Origin of the sequence: Sorangium sp. So ce1036, from assembly GCF_051369805.1 — a bacterium.
Classification (GTDB): domain Bacteria; phylum Myxococcota_A; class Polyangia; order Polyangiales; family Polyangiaceae; genus Sorangium; species Sorangium cellulosum_F.
In genome coordinates, this window is record NZ_JBBMOX010000001.1 from 2556096 (window position 1) to 2576831 (window position 20736).

15 protein-coding genes are annotated in these 20736 nt (G+C 69.4%); 9 read left to right on the forward strand and 6 right to left on the reverse strand.

Annotated features, from left to right (window positions below; genetic code table 11):
- Nucleotides 1-5 precede the first annotated feature (5 nt).
- Nucleotides 6-1664, reverse strand: coding sequence for a glycoside hydrolase 5 family protein (locus WMF31_RS09785; protein ID WP_436601671.1), 1659 nt, complete (start codon nucleotides 1662-1664; stop codon nucleotides 6-8).
- A gap of 867 nt (nucleotides 1665-2531) precedes the next feature.
- On the opposite strand from WMF31_RS09785, the gene WMF31_RS09790 reads away from it, so the two are divergent.
- Complete coding sequence (locus tag WMF31_RS09790; protein WP_436601672.1) at nucleotides 2532-3641, forward strand: ADP-ribosylglycohydrolase family protein; 1110 nt, start codon at nucleotides 2532-2534, stop codon at nucleotides 3639-3641.
- 119 nt (nucleotides 3642-3760) lie between these two features.
- On the forward strand, nucleotides 3761-4486 hold the full coding sequence (locus tag WMF31_RS09795) for a hypothetical protein (protein ID WP_436601673.1): 726 nt from the start codon (nucleotides 3761-3763) through the stop codon (nucleotides 4484-4486).
- On the opposite strand, the gene WMF31_RS09800 is transcribed toward WMF31_RS09795, so the two are convergent.
- The 3 genes from WMF31_RS09800 to WMF31_RS09810 form a co-directional block, all read right to left on the reverse strand.
- Nucleotides 4392-4997: a hypothetical protein gene (locus tag WMF31_RS09800; RefSeq protein WP_436601674.1), complete on the reverse strand. Its 606-nt coding sequence runs from the start codon at nucleotides 4995-4997 to the stop codon at nucleotides 4392-4394. The genes WMF31_RS09795 and WMF31_RS09800 overlap by 95 nt on opposite strands.
- 138 nt (nucleotides 4998-5135) lie before the next feature.
- Nucleotides 5136-6026: an NACHT domain-containing protein gene (locus WMF31_RS09805; protein WP_436601675.1), complete on the reverse strand. Its 891-nt coding sequence runs from the start codon at nucleotides 6024-6026 to the stop codon at nucleotides 5136-5138.
- Nucleotides 6027-6515: 489 nt separating this feature from the next.
- Nucleotides 6516-7766: a hypothetical protein gene (locus WMF31_RS09810; RefSeq protein WP_436601676.1), complete on the reverse strand. Its 1251-nt coding sequence runs from the start codon at nucleotides 7764-7766 to the stop codon at nucleotides 6516-6518.
- 283 nt (nucleotides 7767-8049) lie between these two features.
- On the opposite strand from WMF31_RS09810, the gene WMF31_RS09815 reads away from it, so the two are divergent.
- Nucleotides 8050-8871, forward strand: a complete 822-nt coding sequence (locus tag WMF31_RS09815; RefSeq protein WP_436601677.1) for a helix-turn-helix domain-containing protein — start codon at nucleotides 8050-8052, stop codon at nucleotides 8869-8871.
- 146 nt (nucleotides 8872-9017) lie between these two features.
- On the opposite strand, the gene WMF31_RS09820 is transcribed toward WMF31_RS09815, so the two are convergent.
- On the reverse strand, nucleotides 9018-9683 hold the full coding sequence (locus WMF31_RS09820) for a response regulator (protein ID WP_436601678.1): 666 nt from the start codon (nucleotides 9681-9683) through the stop codon (nucleotides 9018-9020).
- Nucleotides 9684-10402: 719 nt separating this feature from the next.
- Between WMF31_RS09820 and WMF31_RS09825 the strand changes: the two genes are divergently transcribed.
- The 3 genes from WMF31_RS09825 to WMF31_RS09835 all read left to right on the forward strand — a co-directional run bounded on the left by WMF31_RS09825 (nucleotide 10403) and on the right by WMF31_RS09835 (nucleotide 13836).
- The gene (locus WMF31_RS09825; protein WP_436601679.1) at nucleotides 10403-11626 is read left to right on the forward strand and encodes a hypothetical protein; all 1224 of its coding nucleotides are present in this window, start codon (nucleotides 10403-10405) and stop codon (nucleotides 11624-11626) included.
- Nucleotides 11623-12381: a ferritin-like domain-containing protein gene (locus WMF31_RS09830; protein ID WP_436601680.1), complete on the forward strand. Its 759-nt coding sequence runs from the start codon at nucleotides 11623-11625 to the stop codon at nucleotides 12379-12381. Before WMF31_RS09825 ends, WMF31_RS09830 begins: the two co-directional genes overlap by 4 nt.
- 501 nt (nucleotides 12382-12882) lie before the next feature.
- Nucleotides 12883-13836, forward strand: a complete 954-nt coding sequence (locus tag WMF31_RS09835; protein ID WP_436601681.1) for a rhamnogalacturonan acetylesterase — start codon at nucleotides 12883-12885, stop codon at nucleotides 13834-13836.
- An 18-nt stretch (nucleotides 13837-13854) separates the two neighbouring features.
- On the opposite strand, the gene WMF31_RS09840 is transcribed toward WMF31_RS09835, so the two are convergent.
- Nucleotides 13855-14085 (reverse strand): hypothetical protein, encoded by a 231-nt coding sequence (locus WMF31_RS09840; RefSeq protein ID WP_436601682.1) that lies wholly within the window; start codon nucleotides 14083-14085, stop codon nucleotides 13855-13857.
- Between the two features lie 298 nt (nucleotides 14086-14383).
- Between WMF31_RS09840 and WMF31_RS09845 the strand changes: the two genes are divergently transcribed.
- The 3 genes from WMF31_RS09845 to WMF31_RS09855 all read left to right on the forward strand — a co-directional run bounded on the left by WMF31_RS09845 (nucleotide 14384) and on the right by WMF31_RS09855 (nucleotide 20010).
- Complete coding sequence (locus WMF31_RS09845; RefSeq protein ID WP_436606537.1) at nucleotides 14384-15463, forward strand: AraC family transcriptional regulator; 1080 nt, start codon at nucleotides 14384-14386, stop codon at nucleotides 15461-15463.
- Between the two features lie 522 nt (nucleotides 15464-15985).
- A complete protein-coding gene (locus tag WMF31_RS09850) occupies nucleotides 15986-16951 on the forward strand; it encodes a calcium-binding EGF-like domain-containing protein (protein ID WP_436601683.1) in 966 nt (321 codons plus the stop codon).
- A 644-nt stretch (nucleotides 16952-17595) separates the two neighbouring features.
- The gene (locus WMF31_RS09855; RefSeq protein ID WP_436601684.1) at nucleotides 17596-20010 is read left to right on the forward strand and encodes an arylsulfatase; all 2415 of its coding nucleotides are present in this window, start codon (nucleotides 17596-17598) and stop codon (nucleotides 20008-20010) included.
- Nucleotides 20011-20736: the final 726 nt, after the last annotated feature.

A 20736-nucleotide genomic window follows, 5' to 3' on the forward strand; every position in this document is an offset into this window, starting at 1 on the left:
GGCGGTTATTCGATCGTAGTGATCTGGTCGGCGTAGCTCATGATGACATTCAGCGTTTCCGTGTCGTCGTCGTACACCGAGTACCACCCCTGGATCTCGTGGGGCGGATCGCCGATGTACTCCTCCCCGAGGAGCCAGTGGTCGTTCGCGTCGTCCGACGGCCGCCCGATCCCGGCCCAGGCCCAGAAGTTGACGCCGGCGAGCTCGGGGTTGTCGACGACGGCCTCGAAGACCGAGGTGTAGTACTCGTTCCGCTTCGTGACGGGCGACGCGACCGGCTCGGACTTGTCGTCGCGCGCGAGCCCGAACTCCTCGACGACGATCGGCTTGTTCAGCGCCGCGGCGTGCTCGAGCTGCAGCGCGATGTACTCGTCGCTCTTGGCGATGGCCGCCTGGAGCGACCTCTCGTCGTCGCTGTCCGCCGGCAGCGACGGGTCGTACCACTGCCAGTTCTCCGGCCAGATGTGGAAGGTGAGGTAATCGATGCCGGGCACGTCGTGGAAGTCCCGGAAATCGCTGTTGGCGTAGTCGCCCCAGTTGTAGGACAGGTCGCCCTCCGAGCCGATCGAGACGAGGTGGTTCGGGTCGATGTCCTTGATGAACTTGGCGTTTCGCTCGACCCAGAGCTTGAAGAGCGGGCCCCAGCCCTTGAAGGAGCGCGGCTCGTTCCCGAGCTGCCACGCCATGATCCCCGGGTGGTCCTTGAGCTTCTCGATCACGACCTTGGCCCGGCTGAAGTAGAACTCCTGGGCCTTCTTGTTGCAGAAGAACAGGGTCGAGAGGTCCATCTGGTCGGGCCAGGGGTTCGTGTCCGGCGGGAGCGTGTCCGGGTGGGGGATCGCCCACTCGCCCTTGGCCACGGCCTGGCAGTCGTCGCCGGTGCCCTCCTCGAACCGGATGGAGCCCTGGAACGGCACGTGGTGGCCGTCCTCGAGCAGCGCGTCCCCCGTCTCGGGGTGGGTCAGGCCGACCTGGTACGCGCTGAAGTCCTCTCCGCACGAGGTCTCGGCCTCCTCGTGCGCCCACTTCATGTACTGGGGCATCCCGCCGGACCAGTGCCAGAAGTCGTTCAGGGTCATCACCGCCTTCATCCCGCGGCCGTGGATCTCGTCGAGCACCGTCTTCAGGTGGTCCGCGAACTCCTCGAGCTCCGGATCGGCGCACGGCTCGTTCGATGACGCCGGGAAGATCCGCTGCGGGCCGTACAGCGCGTCGTTCTGCTGCGACGCGGGGATGTCGCCCTCGCTCAGCGCCATGATCCGGAGGTTCAGCACGCCATGCGCCTGGAGGATGTCGAGCTCGGTGCTCAGGCGATCCTGCGCAATGTAAGGTGCCGACCAGAAGTTCGTGCCCATGTACTTGTACGGCTCCCCGTCGAGCACGAGCTTAGTCCCGTCGACGCGGACGTAGCACTTTTCGGGGTCGTTCTCGCAGTCGAGCTCCGCGACCGGGCCGCCGCCCTCGCCGCTGCCCCCCTCGCCGCTGCCCCCCTCGCCGCTGCCGCCGGTTCCGTCCCCGCCGCCGCCGGTCTCCTCGCTGCCGCCCTCGCCGCTGCCCCCCTCACCGTTGCCGCCGCCCGCGCCGGGGTTCGAGGGATTGGTGGATTCCGAGGAGCACGCGGCCAGCGAGAGCACGCTCAGCGCGAGCAATAAGGTCTTCTTCATGATCGTTCCCTTGATTCGTTGCCGTACCGTTTCCGAGCCGCGACCTCGCTCCGCTGCCTCGAGCTTGCGGCCGGTCCGCGGCGACGCGGGCTGCCGCGTGCGATGCTCAGCACGCCTGAGGACCCAGCGCCCCTTCTGCCATGGGGTCACTCCCGCCGCCAGACTCGGATTGCCCAGGACGCCTCGTGCGCCGACCCGCGAGCACGCGGCGGCGACGCCCGGAGTTCCTCCGGTTGTCGCGCGGATACAAATGTCCGCTCGTGGTGCTCGCCGGCGGGCTGGGCGCGCGCGTCGACGCGCGTCGCGAGCGTGCGCCGGCGCGACAGGGGCGCTGCGGGGGGCTGACAGGACCCGGCGCAGGAGGCGTATCGAGGCGCCCGGGCGATGGGGAGGGCGAGCGGGCCGAGATCGACCGCCGCGTCGGCGAGCGGTTCCATGTCAACAATGGAGGTCGCGAGCAGAGCACTTCATCGATTCATGGTCAACAGCTATCCGCGGGGTGCGGCCCCCGTTCTGCCTCGGCCTCGAGCGCGATCCGTGCGCGCCGCCGGCCCGGCCGGGGGATGATGCATCGCGCGGTGAGCGGCGCGGCTGACCTGGCGCCGACCGCCGTCGGCTTGCCTGCGCAGGGGCCGGGAGGCAACCTGGCGGCGTGGGGTGCGGCCCCCGGCGCGCCGGCGCCGGCGGGGAGCGAGGGCCATCGCGCGCTCGCCGACGCGCGGCTGACACGATGTCGGTCGGCGCGGGCGGCGCCGGACATCCTGACAGGCTCCGGGGGCGCGCCGCGGTCTCTCGCCGCGGCATCTCGCGGAGATCCGGTTGCGGTGATTCCCGGGCATGAAGCGTGAATGGCGCGCTCGCATGTCCATGGCAATGACGCATATCGATCGCGAGGACCGGCTCATCGGCGTCCTGCTCGGCACGGCGGTCGGCGACGCGCTCGGCCTGCCCCGCGAGGGCCTGTCGCCGCGCCGCGCCGCGCGGCTCTTCGGCGGGGCGCCGCTCGAGCACCGGTTCGTCCTCGGCCGCGGGATGATCAGCGACGACGCCGAGCACGCCTGCATGACCGCGCAGGCCCTGCTGGCCGCGCGGGGGGATCCTGCGCGGTTCGCGCGCTCGCTCGGGTGGCGGCTCCGCGGCTGGCTGGCCGCGCTGCCTGCGGGCATCGGCTACGCCACGTTGCGGGCCATCGTGAAGCTCTGGCTCGGCTTCTCCCCGGAGCGGAGCGGTGTCTTCTCGGCCGGCAACGGCGCCGCGATGCGCGCGCCGATCCTGGGGGCGAGCCTCGCCCTCACGCCCTCGCGCATCGAGCCGATGGTGCGCGCGTCCACGCGCCTCACGCACACCGATCCGCGCGCCGAGGAGGGGGCGCGGCTGGTCGCGCTGGCCGCCGCGTACGCCGCGGTGCGCGCGCCCGGGCAGGTGCGCCCGGCCGAGCTGCTCGCGGCGCTCCGCGAGCGCGTCTCGGACGGGGAGCTCCGCCGCCGGCTCGACCGCGCGGCGGAGCTGCTCGGCCGGGGCGCGTCAGCAGAGGACTATGCGCGGGCGATCGGCCTCGAGCGCGGGGTGAGCGGCTTCATCGTGGACACCGTTCCGGCGGCCCTGTTCTGCTGGCTGGCGCACCCGGGCGATTTCCGGCGCGCGGTCGAGGACGTCATCCTGCTCGGGGGCGACGCGGACAGCACGGGGGCGATCGTCGGGGGCCTCGCGGGCGCGACGCTCGGGGCGCGCGCCATCCCGGAGGCGTGGCTGGACGGCATCGTGGACGTGCCTGTCTCCGTCGCGTGGATGCGGCGGCTGGGGGCGCGGCTCGCGCGGGAGCTCGACGGCGAGGGGGACGGCGCCGCGGCGGGAGAGCGCTCTCCCCGATGCGAGGGGCCGCTCCCCCTGTTCTGGCCGGCGCTGCCCGTGCGCAACCTGGTCTTTCTGGTGCTGGCGCTGAAGCACGGATTCCGGAGGATGTTGCCGCCTTATTGAGGCAGCGGCGGGCCATCGCTGCATTACGTGATCGACAAGCGTTCGATCAGGCGAGTGACCGGCAGCCTCTCTGGCTTATTGAAGTCACGCGGCACGTGCGCCCTTCGCGATGCTTTGGGTTGTCGTCGGTGCGTGACGACGCGCCGCGAGCAGAGCAAGGGGCGAAGCGGAAGAAGGGGTTTGCGCGCCACGCGCCGGAGGTGCTGCCGCTCGATGCGAAGGGCAGACCGGATCTGCCGCCGGTGTGGCGGACCGACGCGCGCGTCCGGCAGGCGATCGCCGGGATGTCGCATGGCTTCTGCGCCTACTGTCAGTCGCGCGTCAGCTCGACGCATGCCGGGAAGAAGGGCAAGGCCAAGCCGCCGGGCCAGGTCGAGCACTTTCGACCCAAGGCGCGCTTCCCCGCGCAGGCTTACGGCTGGAAGAACTACTTCCTGGTGTGCATGGGGTGCAACGGCGCCAAGCACGACAGGTGGCCGAACGGCGGGTACGTTCGACCCGACCAGGGCAAGCCGGGCAGCCGCTTCGTGTTCGCGGAGGACGGCACGATGGGCGGCCGCAAGGGAGACGAGCAGGCGAAGCGCACGGTCGAGGATCTCGACCTGAACCGCCACGGGCTCAGTTACCATCGGGGCAGGGCGATCGAGAGCCATCTCGTCTTCGTGTGCCGCCTGATCCTGATCGCGGCGGACCTCGACGTGCGGGTGGAGGATCTCCTGATCGCGCCGCACTCGGCGTTCTCCGAGGCGATCAACCAGAACGTGCGGTGCGTCTGGGCGAGCGGGCGGCAGCGACGGCGGAAGCGGGGCCAGCGGGGGCGTGGGCGGCCTCGTAGTGTTCGATAAGCGCTTGCAGCCTCTCGCGCCCCTCCGAGCCTTTGGCGGATTTCACCAGCGCCCGTAACATCTTGACAGCGCTCGGATCTGCGCCGGGCATGGTGGCATGAATGGCGGAGAATGCTGCATCAGAAAAATTGACCATTTCCGCCGCCACGCCTGCGGCGTGCTCCGCGAGGGTTGTTGGAGCGGGCGGCGTCGCTGCTGAACGAGTCGGCGTCGAGCGATCGATCGGGGTCGAGTCTTTCATGAGACGAATCGCCGCATTCGTCGTATGCTCGTAGTCTCGGTGTCTGTACGCGATGGAGCGAAGCGTGTTCATGATCCTGGCTTTACCGACTGTGCTCGCTTTCTCCAGCTTTCGCAGCAGCGTCGGCCCAGCCGCTGCGCCCAAGTTTACCAGTACTTGTAATTCCGTGGGGCTTGTCGGCGGAACCAGCTTGGCCACGCGTCTCTCGAGCTCCTTGCGCAGCGGCTGCCGCACCTCGATCGCTGTTTCCGCGCACTGCGCCGCGAGCATCGTTCCAGTCGCGACCTCGTCGCCGTCCTTGCCGAGTAGCCCGCGGATGATCCTCTCGGCATGTGCGCCTGGAAAACCGGCTGCCAGAACGATGACTTCGTGCCACCACCTGTCGTGGTACTCGAGGAGGAGATCGTCCTACGCGTGTGCGTTCACGAGCTCCATCGCCGCGAGGTACTCCTGGAAGGTCAGGTGCGAGAACGCGAACGATCCCGGTGCCCGCTCCACGAGCACGCCGTCGCGGTCGCGAATTTCCGCCACGATCGCCGCCGCGTCCTCCTCCGGATGGCCAAGATCGGGGAGGTGTGCTGCCAGCTGCTTTATCACCTCTTCCGCGGGCAGCTCCGCCACGCGCGCCCGGTGCATCGAAAGCGCGAGCCGTGCGAGCAAGGCGCGCTTTGCGTGCGCATCGAGCTTGCCGGTGGCCGTGCCCTCCGGGAACTTGGCCCGGTCCCACTCATAGAGCAGAACGTTGGTGATCGCCTCGTAGAGGGCGACCCGACGCTCCGGGATCCTCTGTCCGAGGAACCGGTGGACGACGCAGATGACGGAGCAGAGGAGCGGCGTCTGCGCGAGCTTTTCGATCGCCCGGCTCGCTCGCATTCGCTCTTTCAGGTCGTCGGCGGCGGTTCGTGCGTCCATCTCGGCCTGCGCATGCGGCTTGCTGAGGCTCAGCTCGGCGGCCAGGCACCATCGGTCGACGAAGAGGCCCACCTCCTCGCGCGTCATCGGCAACAGCCGCGCACGCGCGAAGCCCCTGGGCGCCGCCTCGTCGTTGCCCGGAGCGCCGGCCGGCCTCGTCGTGGCGAGCGCGTGGTTTCCCGGGTAGGCATCCAGCAGTGCCGTGAGCGCCGGGAGCACCTTCCCCGCCACCTCGGTCGGTGCCTCATCGAGCCCGTCGACAAGGAGCAGCGCGTGACCACGGCCGAGCGCTGTTTCCCCGAACCAGTGCTCCGCGCCGGCAGCACGAGCGATCGCTTCCGGGGTCCCGGGGGCTGAAAGGCATCTTCGAACCCCTTTTGCGCCCATCGCTCCACGAGGGTGCGCAGCTCCGCCCGCAGCACCTCCGGCATCGGGTAAGGCCCCCGCGCCGCGAGCGCATCGAGCAGCCGCCGCTTCGCCCGTTCGCGCCGGTTCCTCCGGACCACCTCGGGCAGCGCCCCGCTCGCCTGCGGGCTCTCCGGCGCCGCGGCGAGGATCCCATCGAGCAGCGCCTCCGGCGTCTCCGCCGCGCGCGTCGTCACGGGCGTGACCTTGGCCCGGGCGGCCTTGCCCGCCTTGCCTCGCCCAGCCCTGGCTTTCGCCTGTCGCACGGCCGCCGTCACGAGCCCGCATCCAAGAGATCGCCCTCCGGCGCGTCCAGCAGCCGAGCGCCGCCGGCCGCCGGGCAGCTCGGCAAGACCTCCCCCCATCCCAGGCGAGTTCGGTGGGGCCCCCACGCCGCCCCACGAACCCCCTCGCCGGGGGCCGGGCAGCTCGGCAAGACCTCTCGCCTCCCGCGTCACCCCAAGGCGCCCCTCACTCGCAGCGCGCGGCCTCGCAGGCGGCGACCTCCTCCCCGCACGCCTCCGCCACGCACGCGGCGCACCCGTCCCCGCCCTCCGCGCACGCCTCGTCGCACGCCCCGTGGCCCCCGGTCATCTGGCAGCGCAGGAACCCCGAGACCTCCTCCGCCGCCCCCGCGCAGCTATCCACGACGCAGCCGAAGACGTCCGCGTCGCTCTCGGCCGCGGAGACGCACGCGAGCGTCTCCGCGCACGTCGCCGCGCCGGTTCCGATCCACGTCTCGGCGGGGACACCGCCCGCGCCGTTGCAGTTGTCGAGCCCGGGGCGGCGCGGGAAATAAGGACCGATGAGCATGCACATCTCGTCCCGCGTGGTCAGGCCCTGCGCGACCTCGCGCGACTCCGGGTTCACGTAATCGCACCGGAAATCGAGCGCCTCGCCCGCCTTCACCTCGAGCGGAGCCGCGAACACCTTCGCGGGCACCTGCTCCCACGCCTCGTTGGCGTAGATCTCCTCCATGGCGCCGTCCTCGCGCACGCGATGGGCCGCGAAGCCCACCCCGCGCCGGTGCATGTGGGACTGGACCCGTACGAGCGAGATGTCCTCGTCGACGCGGCACCGCATCCGCGCCGACGCCGCCCCGTTCGCGGGCACCCGGATGAACGGGTTGTAGTGGAACAGCATGCCCGCCTCCTGCTCCACCTGCTCCGGCGGGATCGTGTAGAGGTTCACGCGCGCGTCGGTCTCGAGCGGATCCGGCGTCGTGTTCAGATAATGGGTGTTCATGACGAGCACGGCGCCCGGCTCCACCCGGAGGGCCACCCCGTCCGGGAGCTCGCCGAGGAACGAGTCGCCCTCGTACGACTGCGAGCCGGCCACCACGCCGGTGATATCCCAGGCGGCCGTGGCGCCGTTGTTGCAATCGTGGACCTCGGTCGCGTCCACCGGGATCCCCTCGCTCGTCTCGGTCGGGATCTCCCGGTAATCGGTCTTGTAGAGGACGACATGATGGCTCCCCGGCGAGAACCGGACCTCGTCGGCGCGCACGTAGAGCCCCTCGGGGGGCGCGACGACCAGCATGCACCGCTCGATCTCCTGCCCCGGCCCCACGGTCGAGGCCATGCGGTACTGGACACCCGCGCCGGGCGGCGGCGGCGCGAGCTCGTGGTCGGCGCTGTCGGGCCCCGGAGCGCCGGTGCCCCCGGAGGAGCACCCGGCGAGCGCGTGGACACCGAGCAGAGCGAGGAGGGCGATGCTGCGCATGACGTCGAACCTGTTGTCTTTCCGGCCGTGCTCTGCGCCGGGGCGCCGGGCGGCGCGCCCCCGCGCCAGGGCGCAGGCGAGCGCGCGCTCCCGGGCCGCGGCCGGCGGAGCAGACCTGTCTTCCTGGGAGCGGAGTGCCCGGACGAGGGGCGATCGTTCAATCCCATCGCGCTCGTCCCGGCGGCCGGCGGTCGCCCGGCGGTCGCGCGCGCCCGGGGCGGCCTCGCCGCGCCATATCGCGCGCCCTCGGCTCGTGGCAAACTGCCGCTCACGGGACGCCGCCATGCACTTCGTCACGTACAAGCCGCCTCCCCCTCTCGGCCGCTTCGTCGAGCTGCTCTGGTACCACGAGGCCCCCGAGCTGCCGGACCAGCTGGAACGGGTGCTCCCCACCGGCGCGCTCAGCCTCCTCATCAACCTCGCCGAGGACGAGCTGCGCTGGTACGAGGGCCGGGACGGCGCCCGCTGCCATCGCCTGCGCGGCGGCATCGCGATCTGCGGCGCCCACGCCGAGCACTTCGCGATCGACACGGCCGAGCAGCGCCTGATCGTCGGGGTCCGGTTCGCCCCGGGCGGCGCCTTCCCGTTCGTCGGCCCGGACGTCGAGGCGCTCGGCGGCGCCCACGTGCCGCTCGACGCGATCTGGGGTCGCGACGCCGGGCTCGTGCGCGAGCGCGTCCTCGAGGCGACGACCCCCGAGGCCATGCTCCGCGCGCTCGAGGCCGCGCTCGCCGCGCGGCTCGTCCGCCCGCTCGCCCGCGACCCCGCGGTCGATTTCGCGCTCGCGGCGTTCGCCGACCCGGCGCGCGCGCGCACGGTGGCCGACGTGATCGGGCAGCTCGGGATGAGCCCGAAGCGGTTCATCCGCACCTTCGCCGAGCAGGTCGGCCTCACGCCGAAGCGCTACTGCCGCGTGCAGCGCTTCCAGCAGGTGCTCTCGGCCGTCGAGCGGGGCGAGCGCGTCTCGTGGGCCGGGGTCGCGGCCGCGTGCGGCTACTACGACCAGGCGCATTTCATCCACGACTTCCGCGCCTTCGCGGGCCTGACCCCGGCCGAGTACCTCGCGGCCCGCCGCGTGCGCAACCACGTCCCGCTCCCGGGCTGAGCCGCCGCCACGTTTTTACGATGGCCGCGGCGTCCCCGGGGCCATCGTGCGCGCATGCCCGCCCCGGGCGCAGGCGCCCGCCCCGGGCTCTTCGCCGCCCGCCCCGGGCCGTGCGCCCTGTCGTGATGGAAGCCCCGCCGGCGGGCTCACCTGCGGCACTTGCTCACGGGGCGGAGCGCCTGGGCGGCGGCCCTCGTCGACTCCGGCTCCTGCTGCGGCTCGGGCGGCGCGGCCGCGGGCGCCTTGCAGGGCTCGAGCCTCGTGGATCTCGGCGGATAGGACGAGTCCGGCGCGGCGTCGGACCAGTCGCAGGACATGAGCTCTCCGCCGGAGGCCGCGGGATCCGGCGGCGCGAAGGTGCCCGTCATCGAGTGAACAGAGCGCTTCATCTCGGTCAGGCGCGCCAGGTGGAGCACGGTGGCCGTGAGGCGGCCCTCGTCGAGCGGCTTGACCATGACGTGGTAGTGGCCGCCGTCCCTCGCCGGCGTGTAATCGTCCACCTCGGTGATCAACAGGCAGCTCGTGTAAACGGGCATGCTCGACACCAGCCGGAGGAGCTGATCCCCCTTCATTCCAGGCGTCGTGTGGCTGCAGCAGACGAGATGGAACTGCGCCGCTTCGAGCAGCTTGAGCGCGTGCTCCGCCGACATACATGTCACGACGTCGATGTCCGTGATGCGCGCCGTCGAGATGCTGCTCAGGGCCCCCTCGTCGTCGTCGATGACGAGGATGCGGTACTTGCGCCGGGGAGATGAGCTCAGGGCGTGCTTGCGGGGCGCGGAGGTGCGATGAGCTCTTACGGTCGCTGACACGGTGGCTGCCTCCTGCGACGATCACGCGCGCTCGCTCCGGGCCGCTCTCTCACGGCCGGTTCGCGCGGGCGCGCGTGCGTGTTTTCCGACGTGCCGTCCCGGCGCCCCCCGGCGCCAGCGGCTCCCGGAGACGAGATCTACACGACCGAGTTTGTTTGCGTCAATCGCGCAACACGGTCTCTCGAAGTTTCGACATCGAGATCTGGAGTTCCGTTCGGCTTGCTCTCGCGCCGAACTCTGTCGCTCTGGACGTCGAGGGTGCGCCGTGAACGAATCATTTTTGCCGAGGTCGCCAGCGCAGCGGACGACCTGCGCAGCGCCTCGACGAAATGGGCCTGTATCGAGATTCATTCCCGGGCGCCCATCGCGTTACCGGGCTCATCCCTGGTTTCACGGCAGGCCGCCGGAGAGGGGATTCGCCGCGCGGAGGACGCCCTCTCCGGGGGCCAGGCGGCCAGGCGAGACCAGCTCGGCGAGCGCCGGCGCGACGGCCCGCTGCCCTCGAATCGCAGAGCCCGTCCCCCCGCGGCGATCTCGCCCCTCGTCACCGCGCGCCGCGCTCGCGCGCCGTCGTGTGCGCCCGCGGCCGGCGTCCCGGGCAACTTGCGACAGATGTGGCCAATTGCCTCGACGCCGCGAGCCGCCCGCCGCCCGCGCCGCGCGCGCCCCCGGTGGAGCGCCTCTTGCAGCCGGCGAACCATCGAACACGGGAGGTCAACGTGGCACTCGATTTGTTGAGGGAGCGGGGCACCCCGCTCGACGAGCAGCAGTTCGACTGGCGAGAGCTGGTCGGCACCCCATCGAGCAAGCTGAACGATGACGCGTTCACGCGCGTCCGGATCATCTTGATGAACGGCATCGAGTCGGAGTCGCTGCGGTTCTCGCACGCCTGCGCCCGGATGAACGGGCCGCTCCAGCAGGAGCTCGCGCGCGTCCGCCGGGTCGAGCAGCACCAGCAGACGATGGTGAACTGGCTCCTGCCGGGCGATCTCTCGGTGCTCGAGACCACCATCGGGTTCGAGCAGGTGGCCATCGAGGTCACCGCCGCGGTCGCGCAGCGCGAGCCCGACGAGTACCTGGCGCAGGTCTACCGGTTCGGGATGCTCGAGGACTTCGATCACCTCTACCGCTACGCGGCGCTCATGGACCGGGTGCACGGCAAGGACGCGAACAACATCCTGCAGTGTTACACGGACATCTGCCCCGGCAGGCCCACGAGCGTCGAGCACCGCCACCCCGACGACGACCTGCGGGCCCCGTACGATCGGCGGACGGCGGCGCCGCTCAGCAAGCTCCACGCGCTCACGATCATGGCGGCCGAGCACCAGACGCACGACTACTACATGACCGTGGGGCCGACGTTCGCCGATCCCATGGCGCGGCAGCTCTACGCCGAGATCGCCTCCATCGAGGAGCAGCACGTCACGCAGTACGAGTCGATCATCGATCCCGACGAGAGCTGGCTCGAGAAGTGGCTCCTGCACGAGGCGAACGAGGTCTACACGTATCACAGCTGCGCGAAGTCCGAGTCGAACCCCCGGATCAGGGCCATCTGGGAGCGGTTCGTCGATTACGAGCTCGGGCACCTGCACCACGTGCGCGGCCTGTTCGAGCGGATCGAGCGGCGGGATCCGGCGGAGGTCCTGCCGGCGGAGCTGCCCGATCCGGTCGACTTCGCGAGCCAGCGGGAGTTCGTGCGCCGCGTGCTGCGGGGCGAGGCGCACCTGCGCGCGCTCGGGATGAGCCTCGTCGATCCGAGGCTGGTGCCGGAGTCGCCGGAGACGCTGGCCTACCGCGAGCGGCTGAACCGGAGCGGGTCGCCGTCGGAGATGGTGGCGGCGGGGTACGTGTGGGTCCCCGGGACGGAGCTCGCCGTCCGGGCGGGGAGCGGCAACCAGGCGAACGGCAACGGCGCGAGGGCGCGCCAGGTGAGGTCAGCATGAAGACCGAGACGATCGCGGGGATGAACCGGACCGGGATGGACATGTCGCCGATCGACGCGAAGGAGGTGGTCGCGGGGGCGACGGTCATGCCGCCGAGCAGCGCGGGCGACGAGTCGGCGATCGCCAACCTGCTCGCGCACTACGCGCGCCGGGACGAGCGGGTCGGGACGATGCCTCCGCCGGGCACGCTCAAGGGCGCGGTGAAGGCGGCGGTGCAGGCGCTGAAGGGCGAGGCGCCGCTCGTGCTGCTCGACAAGCTGGGGGAGCGGCTCGCGTTCGAGCGGGCGGGGAGCCGGCTGTGGAAGGGGGTGCTCGCGAAGCTGGACGCGCTCGGGTCGTTCGAGGGCGGGCCGACGCGCGAGGAGGTCGAGCGGATCTACCAGGACGAGGCGGCGCATTTCCTCCTGGTGGCCACGATGATCCGGCGGCTGGGCGCGGATCCGACGGCCGAGACGCCGCTGGCGGACGTGCACGGGGTGGCGTCGTGCGGGCTGATCCAGGTCGTGACGGATCCGAGGACGAACGTGGCGGACGCGTTGGAGGCGATGCTGGTCGCGGAGCTGACGGACAACGACGCCTGGGATGTGCTCATCGAGCTCGTGCAGGGCCTGGGGGATGCGCAGATCGTGGCGCAGTTCCAGGAGGCGCGCGCGGCGGAGGCGCGGCACCTCAGCCTGGTGCGGGCCTGGGTCAAGGCGTCGGTGCTGGCCAGGGCGCACGGCGACGGCAGGTCGATGGGGATGCCGGCGAGCTGAGGCGGGCGGCGGGGGCTGCGGGCGCGGGCGCGGGCGCGGGGAAGGGAGATGGGAAGGGGAGGGAAGGGAGGGGAGAGAGGTTGTGCCGGGCTGCCCGGCCCGCGGCGAGGTGGATCTCCGCGCGGGGTGGGGCCCCGCCGAGCTCGCCTGAGATCTGTCTCCTCGGCAGAGCCGGAGGAGACAGATCTACTGGGCTCAGACACGGCCCGTCCCCACCCCGCGCGGAGAACCCCCTCGCCGCGGGCCTACCGCCGTTCCGAGGGACGCCATCGGACCCTTCCTCCCTCTAGGCTCGGCCCATCTCCCATGAACCGGGGCGCGTAGCAGCGCGTCAGAGGGGCCCAGGGCTTGACCCCCGCGCGCGGCGGCGTGATCGCATCGAACCACTCCGTGGCGCAACGCCTCGAGGTCGCGGAGGGGAGAGAATCCATGCACCGAGCTACCTTCCCTTTCTCTGGACGAGCATCCGCTTCTTTCTGCGCGCTGCTTTTGGTGGCGCTCATGGCCGGATGCGGCGGCGAGGACAGCCCGGCCGGCGAGGCCGGCGCAGGCCAGGGCGGCGGCTCACCGGCGGAGAGCGCTGCCAGCAGCGGCGACGGCACAGGCGGCGCGGGCGGCGCGAGCAGCAGCACGACCGCAGGGAGCGGCGGTGAGGCCACGGGATCGACGGGCACCGGAGAGGGGGGCGGCGGCGAGGCCAGCGGCGGCGGCAGCGCGGGCAGCGGCGGGGAGGGGGCCGGTGATGGAGGCGGCGGCGGGGACGCCGCGCTGCCCGACGTGTCGGTGTACATCGCCGGCGACTCGACGGTCCAGACCTACAGGAACAGCGCGATCCACCAGGCGGGCTGGGGGCAGTTTCTGGGGGAGTTCTTTGATTCGCGGGTGCACGTCGAGAACCGGGCCATCGGCGGCCGGACCGCGCGCCGCTTCATCGACGAGGGGCACCTCGACGACGTGCTCGACGACATCCAGCCCGGCGACTACCTGCTCGTGCAGTTCGGCACCAACGACAGCAACCGGAACGCGACTTACGAGCTCGACGGCCAGACGATCCCCTACTATCTGGACCCGGCGACGGACTTCAAATCGTATCTCCGGCAGTACATCGAGGGGGCGCAGGAGCACGAGGCCACGCCGGTGCTGGTCACGCCGCCCCCGCGGCGCTCCTGCACCGGCGACAGCCACGAGTTCGGCAACGGCCTGAGCGCCCATGCAAAGGCGATGCGGGAGCTCGGCGACGAGCTCGATGTGGCCGTCATCGATCTCAACGAGATGACCCTGGCCTACCTGCGCACGATCGGATGCGTGGCGGCGGGCACGGATTTCTTCCTGGTCAGGGCCGACGGCACGGTCGACGGCACCCATTTCCAGGAGAAAGGCGCCCGGATCATGGCCGGGTTCGTGGCGGACGGCACCGCGGACGCCGGCCTGCCGCTCGCGCAGTACCGGAAGTGAGGCCGGGGGCGGCGGGCTTCAACCCATTGGATCGTCGGCCGTCTTGTTGAGCCGATCCTGCCTGTCGTCGGCGAGGTTCGACGTCGCGACGGCCTCCTTCTGCAGCTTGTCTCGCACCATGGCGTCGTAGCGCGGCAGGACGTTGCCGATCTGCTCGACGAGCTCGGGCCCGGCGAGCGCGTCGATCTCGGGCTTCAGGCCCGCCTGCGCGATGTGCTCGACGATGGAGGCCATCACGGTGTTCTGCACGGCGTGCTCGGCCGAGAGGAAGGAGAGGCCGTCATCGCCGAAGAGCTGTTGTTGTTCAGCCCCGAGGCAGTCGAGGGCATTCCGGAGGAGCGCCTGCGGCCTCTCAGGGCAACATGGATGATGAGATCCATGACAGCGGATAACTCGACATCAATCGGGCCCGTTGCTCAACGGCTGGCGACGTTCAAGCGGTGTCGTCGCGACCCACGCGCCTGGGTCTCGATCTCGTACCGGAAGTCTGCCTGGCTGGTTCACAAAGAATTTACACTATCCGATGTTTGTGCTTCCTTCTCCTCCAATGCCGGGTCGTGCGCCTCGCTCTGTCCAGACAAGCCATAGGGGTGAAGGGCCCTCGCGCGCCGTGCAGGCGCCGGGGGCGGGGATTGCGCGGGCTCAGCTTGTGTGCACCGGCGACGTCGGCGAGGCTCGGGAGGCCTTCCGCCGCGTTTACGTGGACGCGACCCTCGAGCCCAAGCGCGGCACATCCTTCGGCTGTGCGATGGAGGTCGCCTCCTTCGGCACAATCCGTGTCGTGGCGGGCGACTGGCCCGGCGGAGGGCGGGCCTTCGTGCCGGCAGTCGGGGAGCAATACATCCTGTCTCTCTCGGCCGGCGGCGAGAGCGCCGGCGATCACGCGGGCGAGCCCTTCCGCGTCGTGCCGGGCCGGCGGGGCGCGCTGTTTTCACCAGGGCGATCCTGCTCGCTCGATGTCGGCGGGGAGTTTCACGGGCGGACCCTCGTGATCGACCGCGGAGCGCTCGACGCCCACTTCACCACGCTCACGGGCGCTGCGCTGCGCGGCCCGATCCGGTTCGGTACGGCGCTCGACATCGAGGACGGACCGGGCCGCACGGTATACGAGGTCGCGCAGCTCTTCCGCCGCCAGATCGAGCAGTCATGGGCCTCGCCGATGCTGCTTGTCGGGCTGCGTGGTGCCCTCTTCACGAGCCTCCTGGTACACACCCGGCACAGCCTATCGGAGATCCTCGATGCACCGCAGCCGCGCGTGGCCCCGGCGTGCGTCCGCAAGGCTGAAGAATACATGGCCGCGCACGCTGCGGCGCCCATCACGCTGGCCGACATCGTCGCCGCGGCGGGCGTGCCGGAGCGGTCCCTGCGAGCAGCCTTCGTGGCGAGCCGGGGAATGCCACCGATGGATTTCCTGCGGCGGCGCCGGTTCGAGCTCGCGCGCCGCCAGCTGGCCGAGCCCTCGGCCGGCACGTCGGTCGCGGGCGTCGTGGCCGCGCTCGGGCTCGGCAACCCGGGACGGTTCAGCGTCGAGTACAAGCGCCGGTTCGGCGAGAGCCCCTCCGAGACGCTGTCCGCGGGGCGCGCGGCCGCGGGCCTGCCGCGCCTCCAGCCGCGACGCCGGCCCTGAACGTCGCGAGCGCTGGCACCCGCGAGCAACAACTCCGGCGACAACGCCACCCCGGACCAACCGCCCGCAGCTCACCATGGCGTACCGGCAGCCGGGGTCGACCTCGATGTAACGCACAGTTCGCTATCGATCGCGTGCGCGAACGATGTCGCCTGTCCAGAAACGGCAGTGAACTGTCCACGAACGGCAAGACAAGCGTGCGGACGAGCTCTTCGCTGTTGCATCCCCACCTGAGCCTATGGTGGATTGTCGCTCCGTCATCGATCCCGGCAGGGGCGCCGCGGTCGGTCACGGCGGTGCGTCGTGCCCTCCGCAGGTGAGGCATTCAGGCAGCAGCAGGCGGCGGCACGCGACCGGACCTGGGCCACGGGAACCGTCGGCGCTCACGCGCCGAATGACATGCAGGGCTCTGCGTCAACATCACCTCCGAAAGCGCCGATTCGACGCTGGCCTCAAGCATGAACAGGACGACCTGACCCTTCTCCGGCCGGCGCAAGAACGACATTGAAAGGATGACCTCTCATGCGGTATCTCGCGGGCTCACTTCTCCACTCTCTGACGATCCCGGCGCTCTCTACCCTGCTGCTCGCGGGCTGCTCCAGCGCCGGGCCCTCCGCGGCCGACGGCGACGAAAGCAGCGAGGCGGGCGGGGCCCATGACGCGCTCACCCCCGAGCAGTGCACCTATTTCGATCCCAGCGGCACGGTCCAGATCTGCCACCACACCGGCTCCGCGACGAAGCCGTACACGATCCTTCGTCTCGGCGACCAGGCGTGCATCAACGCGCACAGCGCCCACGACGGCGACTACATCACCAGCACCGACCCGAGCTCGCCGCTCTACGACCCGACCTGCAACGGCCAGGGCTGCCTGCCGGTGGGGGCGCCGTGCGACGCCACCCTCCCGTGCTGCGACGGCCTGCAGTGCCAGAACGGCACCTGCACCGACCCCTGCGCCTCGGCCCCCTGCCAGAACGGCGGCGCCTGCGCCGCGATCGAGAGCGGTTACACCTGCACGTGCGCGCCCGGCTGGACGGGGACGAACTGCGAGACGCCCGCCTGCGTCGCCACCACCTGCGCCGGTCAGGGAGCGACCTGCGGCTCGATCGCCGATGGCTGCGGCGGGACGCTCGACTGCGGCTCGTGCGGGGCGGGCTTCACCTGCGAGAGCGGCACCTGCCAGCCCACGGCGCCGGCGTGCCCGTGTGATGGCATGCCCGGGTGGGGTCCCCCTGCCCCCCCCGTCCGGTGCATCAACTACTCGGGTTCCATGGGGCCCGGCAGCATCTACTACTATCTGAAGAGTGACAGTGGCCCCGAGGGCCCCTGGGTCAATTTCGCTGTCAACAACCCCCAGCTCGGCCCGCAGCCCGACCAGTGCGGATACACGTCGATGGCCAACACCGTCACCTCCATGCCGCTCGCCAGCCAAGCTCAGGCGGACGCCTGCGTACAGAGCTTCCTGAGCTTCGCCGGCAGCTGCCCCTGAGCTGGGCGACGCCCCAGGGCGGCGTCTGCAGCTGAGCCTGCGGCTCGCGGCGTCTACCACGCGGATAGGACATGCAAACGCGTTCCGCAACGTCAAGATTCTCGGAGCCGTTCCTGGCTCGCGCAGTCCGATTGTACGAGCTCTTTGACAAAACGGTCCTTTTGCGATCAGGCGGGGCCTCCATGCCTTCAAGCGCGCGGACGAGCTCGTCGCTGTTGCATCCTCGCCTGAAGCTATGGTGGAAGATCGCTCCGTCATCGAATTCGTCAGGGTCGCCGCGTCGTTCACGACGGCTGACCACGGAAGCAGGGCTGAACCAGTCGCGAGACGGGGCGATGGAGCTCGAAGCCGCAGTCTTGCAAAACACCGACGGGGCGGAGCACACCCGCCTCCGCAGCGTCTTCGCGAGTCACTGCACGGAGAACCATGCTGATGATTGGATGAAAAAACCTCAGCATCCGCGTGCGCGGCTCGCGAAGGCGTGATGCGGGGGTCAGCCGCCGAATATCACCACACTGCCAAGCGAGGTGTAGAGCCCGAAGTTTATCTTGATATACGTGCAGGCATTCGTCTCTCTTGGGCGTCCCTTTGGCGCCCATGGGGGGCCCACGATACTTGGATGCAGCCACGATGAGGAGTCATCAATGCCGCTAGATCGAGACCTTCCCAAGCGCGACATCCTGCCGATCCCCGACCGTCCCTATGTCGGCCCGACGAAGTACAACGCCGCGGATCCGCGTCCTGAATTCCCTCCCATCTTACCGATCCGCCCGCCCGAGGGCGCCCCCAACGTGCTCATCATCCTTATCGATGATGTGGGCTTCGGCGCCTCGAGCACCTTCGGGGGACCCATCAATACTCCGACAGCCACGGAGCTCGCCGAGGCGGGCCTCAAGTTCACCCGCTTCCATACGACAGCCCTGTGCAGTCCGACGCGCGCCGCCTTGCTGACTGGCCGCAACCCCCACTCCGTCGGCATGGGTTGCATCACCGAGATGGCCACCTCGGCGCCCGGCGCCACCTCGATGATCCCCAACAGCGCCGCCTCGATCGCCAAGATACTCAGGTACAACGGCTACTCGACGGCCCAGTTCGGTAAGTGCCACGAGGTGCCCGCCTGGGAGACTGGCACCACGGGGCCCTTCGACCACTGGCCCACCTACATGGGGTTCGAGAAGTTCTATGGCTTCGTGGGCGGCGAAACCAACCAGTATTACCCTACCCTCTACGATGGAACGACCCACATCGAAATGCCGGAGCGCGGGAACTATCACCTGACCACGGATCTGGCCGATCAGGCCATCAAGTGGATTGAGACGCAGAGGTCCCTCGCGCCGGACAAGCCCTTCTTCATGTACTTCGCCCCCGGCGCGACCCACGCACCCCACCAGGTCCCGGAAGAGTGGAGTAACAAGTACAGAGGGCAATTCGACGCCGGCTGGGACGCCCTGCGCGAAGCCACGTTCAACCGCCAAAAAGACATAGGCGTCATCCCGGTGGTCGCGCAGCTGACGTCTCCCAACGAAGGTGTTCCAGCCTGGGAAGCGATGAATCCCGACGTCGTGGATTCCCTGAAGCGCGAGATGGAAATTTACGCCGGCTTCCTCGAACATACCGACTACCAGATCGGCAGGGTGATCCAGACGCTCAAGGACCTCAAGGTCCTCGAGAACACGCTCATCATCTACATCCTCGGCGACAACGGCGCCTCCGCCGAAGGCACGTTTCTCGGCACCTTCAACGAGATGATCGGCTTCAACGGCATCGTGATGGGGGAGGAGGAACAGATAAAGCTGATCAATGATCACATCGAGGAATTCGGCACCAAGAAGGCGTACAATCACTATGCCATCGGCTGGGCCCAGGCCATGTGCACGCCGTATCAGTGGACCAAGCAAGTCGCCAGCCACTTCGGCGGCACGCGCAACGGCATGATCGTCCATTGGCCCAAGGGCATCGAGGCGCGTGGGCTGAGACACCAGTTCACTTACGTGACCGATGTGCTCCCGACGGTCCTCGAAGCGATCGGGCTGCCGGAGCCGTTGAGCGTCGACGGAGTGCTGCAGAAGCCCATCGAGGGTGTGAGCTTCTTCTACACGTTCAATGACGCAAACGCGACCGAGCGCCACAGGACCCAGTACTTCGAGATGTTCGGCAATCGTGGCATCTACCATGAAGGCTGGACCGCCGTCGCCCTCCACTCGAAGCCCTGGCAATTGGAGGACGAGTTGCCGGACTTCTCGGAGGATACGTGGGAGCTCTACTTCACCTATGCCGAGAAGTCGGAGGATTTGCCGAAACAGGACTGGACCCAGGCAAAGGACCTCGCCGCAGAGAACCCGGACAAGCTAGAGGAGCTGAAGAACCTTTTTCAGATCGAGGCGGCCCGTTACAACGTCTTCCCCCTCGACGACCGAAAGATAGAGCGCCTGCCCTCGGGGCCGTCCGGCCAGGAGGAGGACGTCCGCCGCCAGAGGTACGTCGACGGTAGCTTCGTGGCCGACTCGGTCGTGATCGACAACTTCAACCGTTCTTTCAAGATCACCGCAGAGATCACGGTGCCAGCCGATCTGCCCGGGCCAGCGCACGGCGTGATCCTCGCCCGCGGCAACGATTTCGGCGGCTTTGGCCTCTATGCCAAGAATGGAATTCTCACATACGTCTACAACTACCTGGGGCTCGAGGTCTTCTACGTCCGTGCGGATAACCCGGAGGACGTGACTTCGCTGCTGCCGTCGGGCACGTACCAGGTCCGCATGGAGTTCAACTACCAGGGCGGCGAAGTGGCGGGCGAGGGCGGCACGGTGAAACTCTTCCGAAACGACGGGGAGCGTGACGTCCAGCTCGGCGAGGGCTTCATCCCCAGGACCAATCCGGTCATCTTCAACGTGGACGCCTTCCTGATGGTCGGCAACAAGACTGGCGGCCCCTTGTGCGAGGACCTCGCAGGGGACAACCGCTTCACCGGCAAGGTGGACTGGGCGGAGATCGAGGTAACGGGGCCACCCGGCATCGAGAGCCCCGAGCCGCGATTGCACGCGCTGATGGCGATCCATTGACACCTCGTGTCACGCCACACACCCTGTGGCAGTGAGCCCGGGGCCTGTTGCACGGGCGGTTGGCAGGAGCTGAGGCGACGACGGGTGTGAGCCGGGCTTGGTACAAGCTGAGCCTGGTCGGGAGGGACGGTCGCATCGCTGATGCTGCTGCCTGCCGCATGGGTCCGTACCTGACAGATCCCCTCATTTTATACGGCAAATTCGTCGACTTCCGCGCCGCAGGCACGTCGCTTCCACCGGGCGCGATCGTAGGTCAATTGTTTATATGGGCCCACGAAACTCAGGTGTTTCGGGTGAGCCGACGGCGGACACGTGAGAGTTTGCGGTCGCTGGCCGGAATAGTATCAGTATGAGGCAATCGGCGGGCGTCGACGCGTGCACGGAAGGCAAGGCGAAGGGGCACTTGAGGACGACGCGCTCGGAGGAGCGGTCGCATTCGACGAGGGTTCGCAGGCAACTCGAGCGCGTAGGGCTCAGAGGCGCTGATCACGCTGCTGGAAGAAGAACGACCAGACGTTGGCGGAGCTAGTACGTCGTCCCCCAAGCTCGTCCCGGGGTCGTCGATCACGGGGCCTGCGCTCCGGCGGGCTCCTTTTGGGGCCCGCCTGCGCTCCGGCCCCCCCCCCCGCGACGAACCCGGGACGAGCTTGGGCAACGTCGCTGGTGCCGAGGGATGCGCGACGGGAAGAGCAGTGCTTTCAATGGTCTCCGGTTGCTGTTCGGCCG

Coding starts and splice junctions, on each gene's coding strand:
- WMF31_RS09855 (WP_436601684.1), top strand. CDS start 17,596: ATGCCGCTAGATCGAGACCTTCCCAAGCGCGACATCCTGCCGATCCCC.
- WMF31_RS09800 (WP_436601674.1), bottom strand. CDS start 4,997: ATGCTCGCGGCGCAGTGCGCGGAAACAGCGATCGAGGTGCGGCAGCCG.
- WMF31_RS09835 (WP_436601681.1), top strand. CDS start 12,883: ATGGCCGGATGCGGCGGCGAGGACAGCCCGGCCGGCGAGGCCGGCGCA.
- WMF31_RS09815 (WP_436601677.1), top strand. CDS start 8,050: ATGCACTTCGTCACGTACAAGCCGCCTCCCCCTCTCGGCCGCTTCGTC.
- WMF31_RS09850 (WP_436601683.1), top strand. CDS start 15,986: ATGCGGTATCTCGCGGGCTCACTTCTCCACTCTCTGACGATCCCGGCG.
- WMF31_RS09805 (WP_436601675.1), bottom strand. CDS start 6,026: ATGGGCGCAAAAGGGGTTCGAAGATGCCTTTCAGCCCCCGGGACCCCG.
- WMF31_RS09785 (WP_436601671.1), bottom strand. CDS start 1,664: ATGAAGAAGACCTTATTGCTCGCGCTGAGCGTGCTCTCGCTGGCCGCG.
- WMF31_RS09790 (WP_436601672.1), top strand. CDS start 2,532: ATGGCAATGACGCATATCGATCGCGAGGACCGGCTCATCGGCGTCCTG.
- WMF31_RS09830 (WP_436601680.1), top strand. CDS start 11,623: ATGAAGACCGAGACGATCGCGGGGATGAACCGGACCGGGATGGACATG.
- WMF31_RS09845 (WP_436606537.1), top strand. CDS start 14,384: ATGCCGGGTCGTGCGCCTCGCTCTGTCCAGACAAGCCATAGGGGTGAA.
- WMF31_RS09810 (WP_436601676.1), bottom strand. CDS start 7,766: ATGCGCAGCATCGCCCTCCTCGCTCTGCTCGGTGTCCACGCGCTCGCC.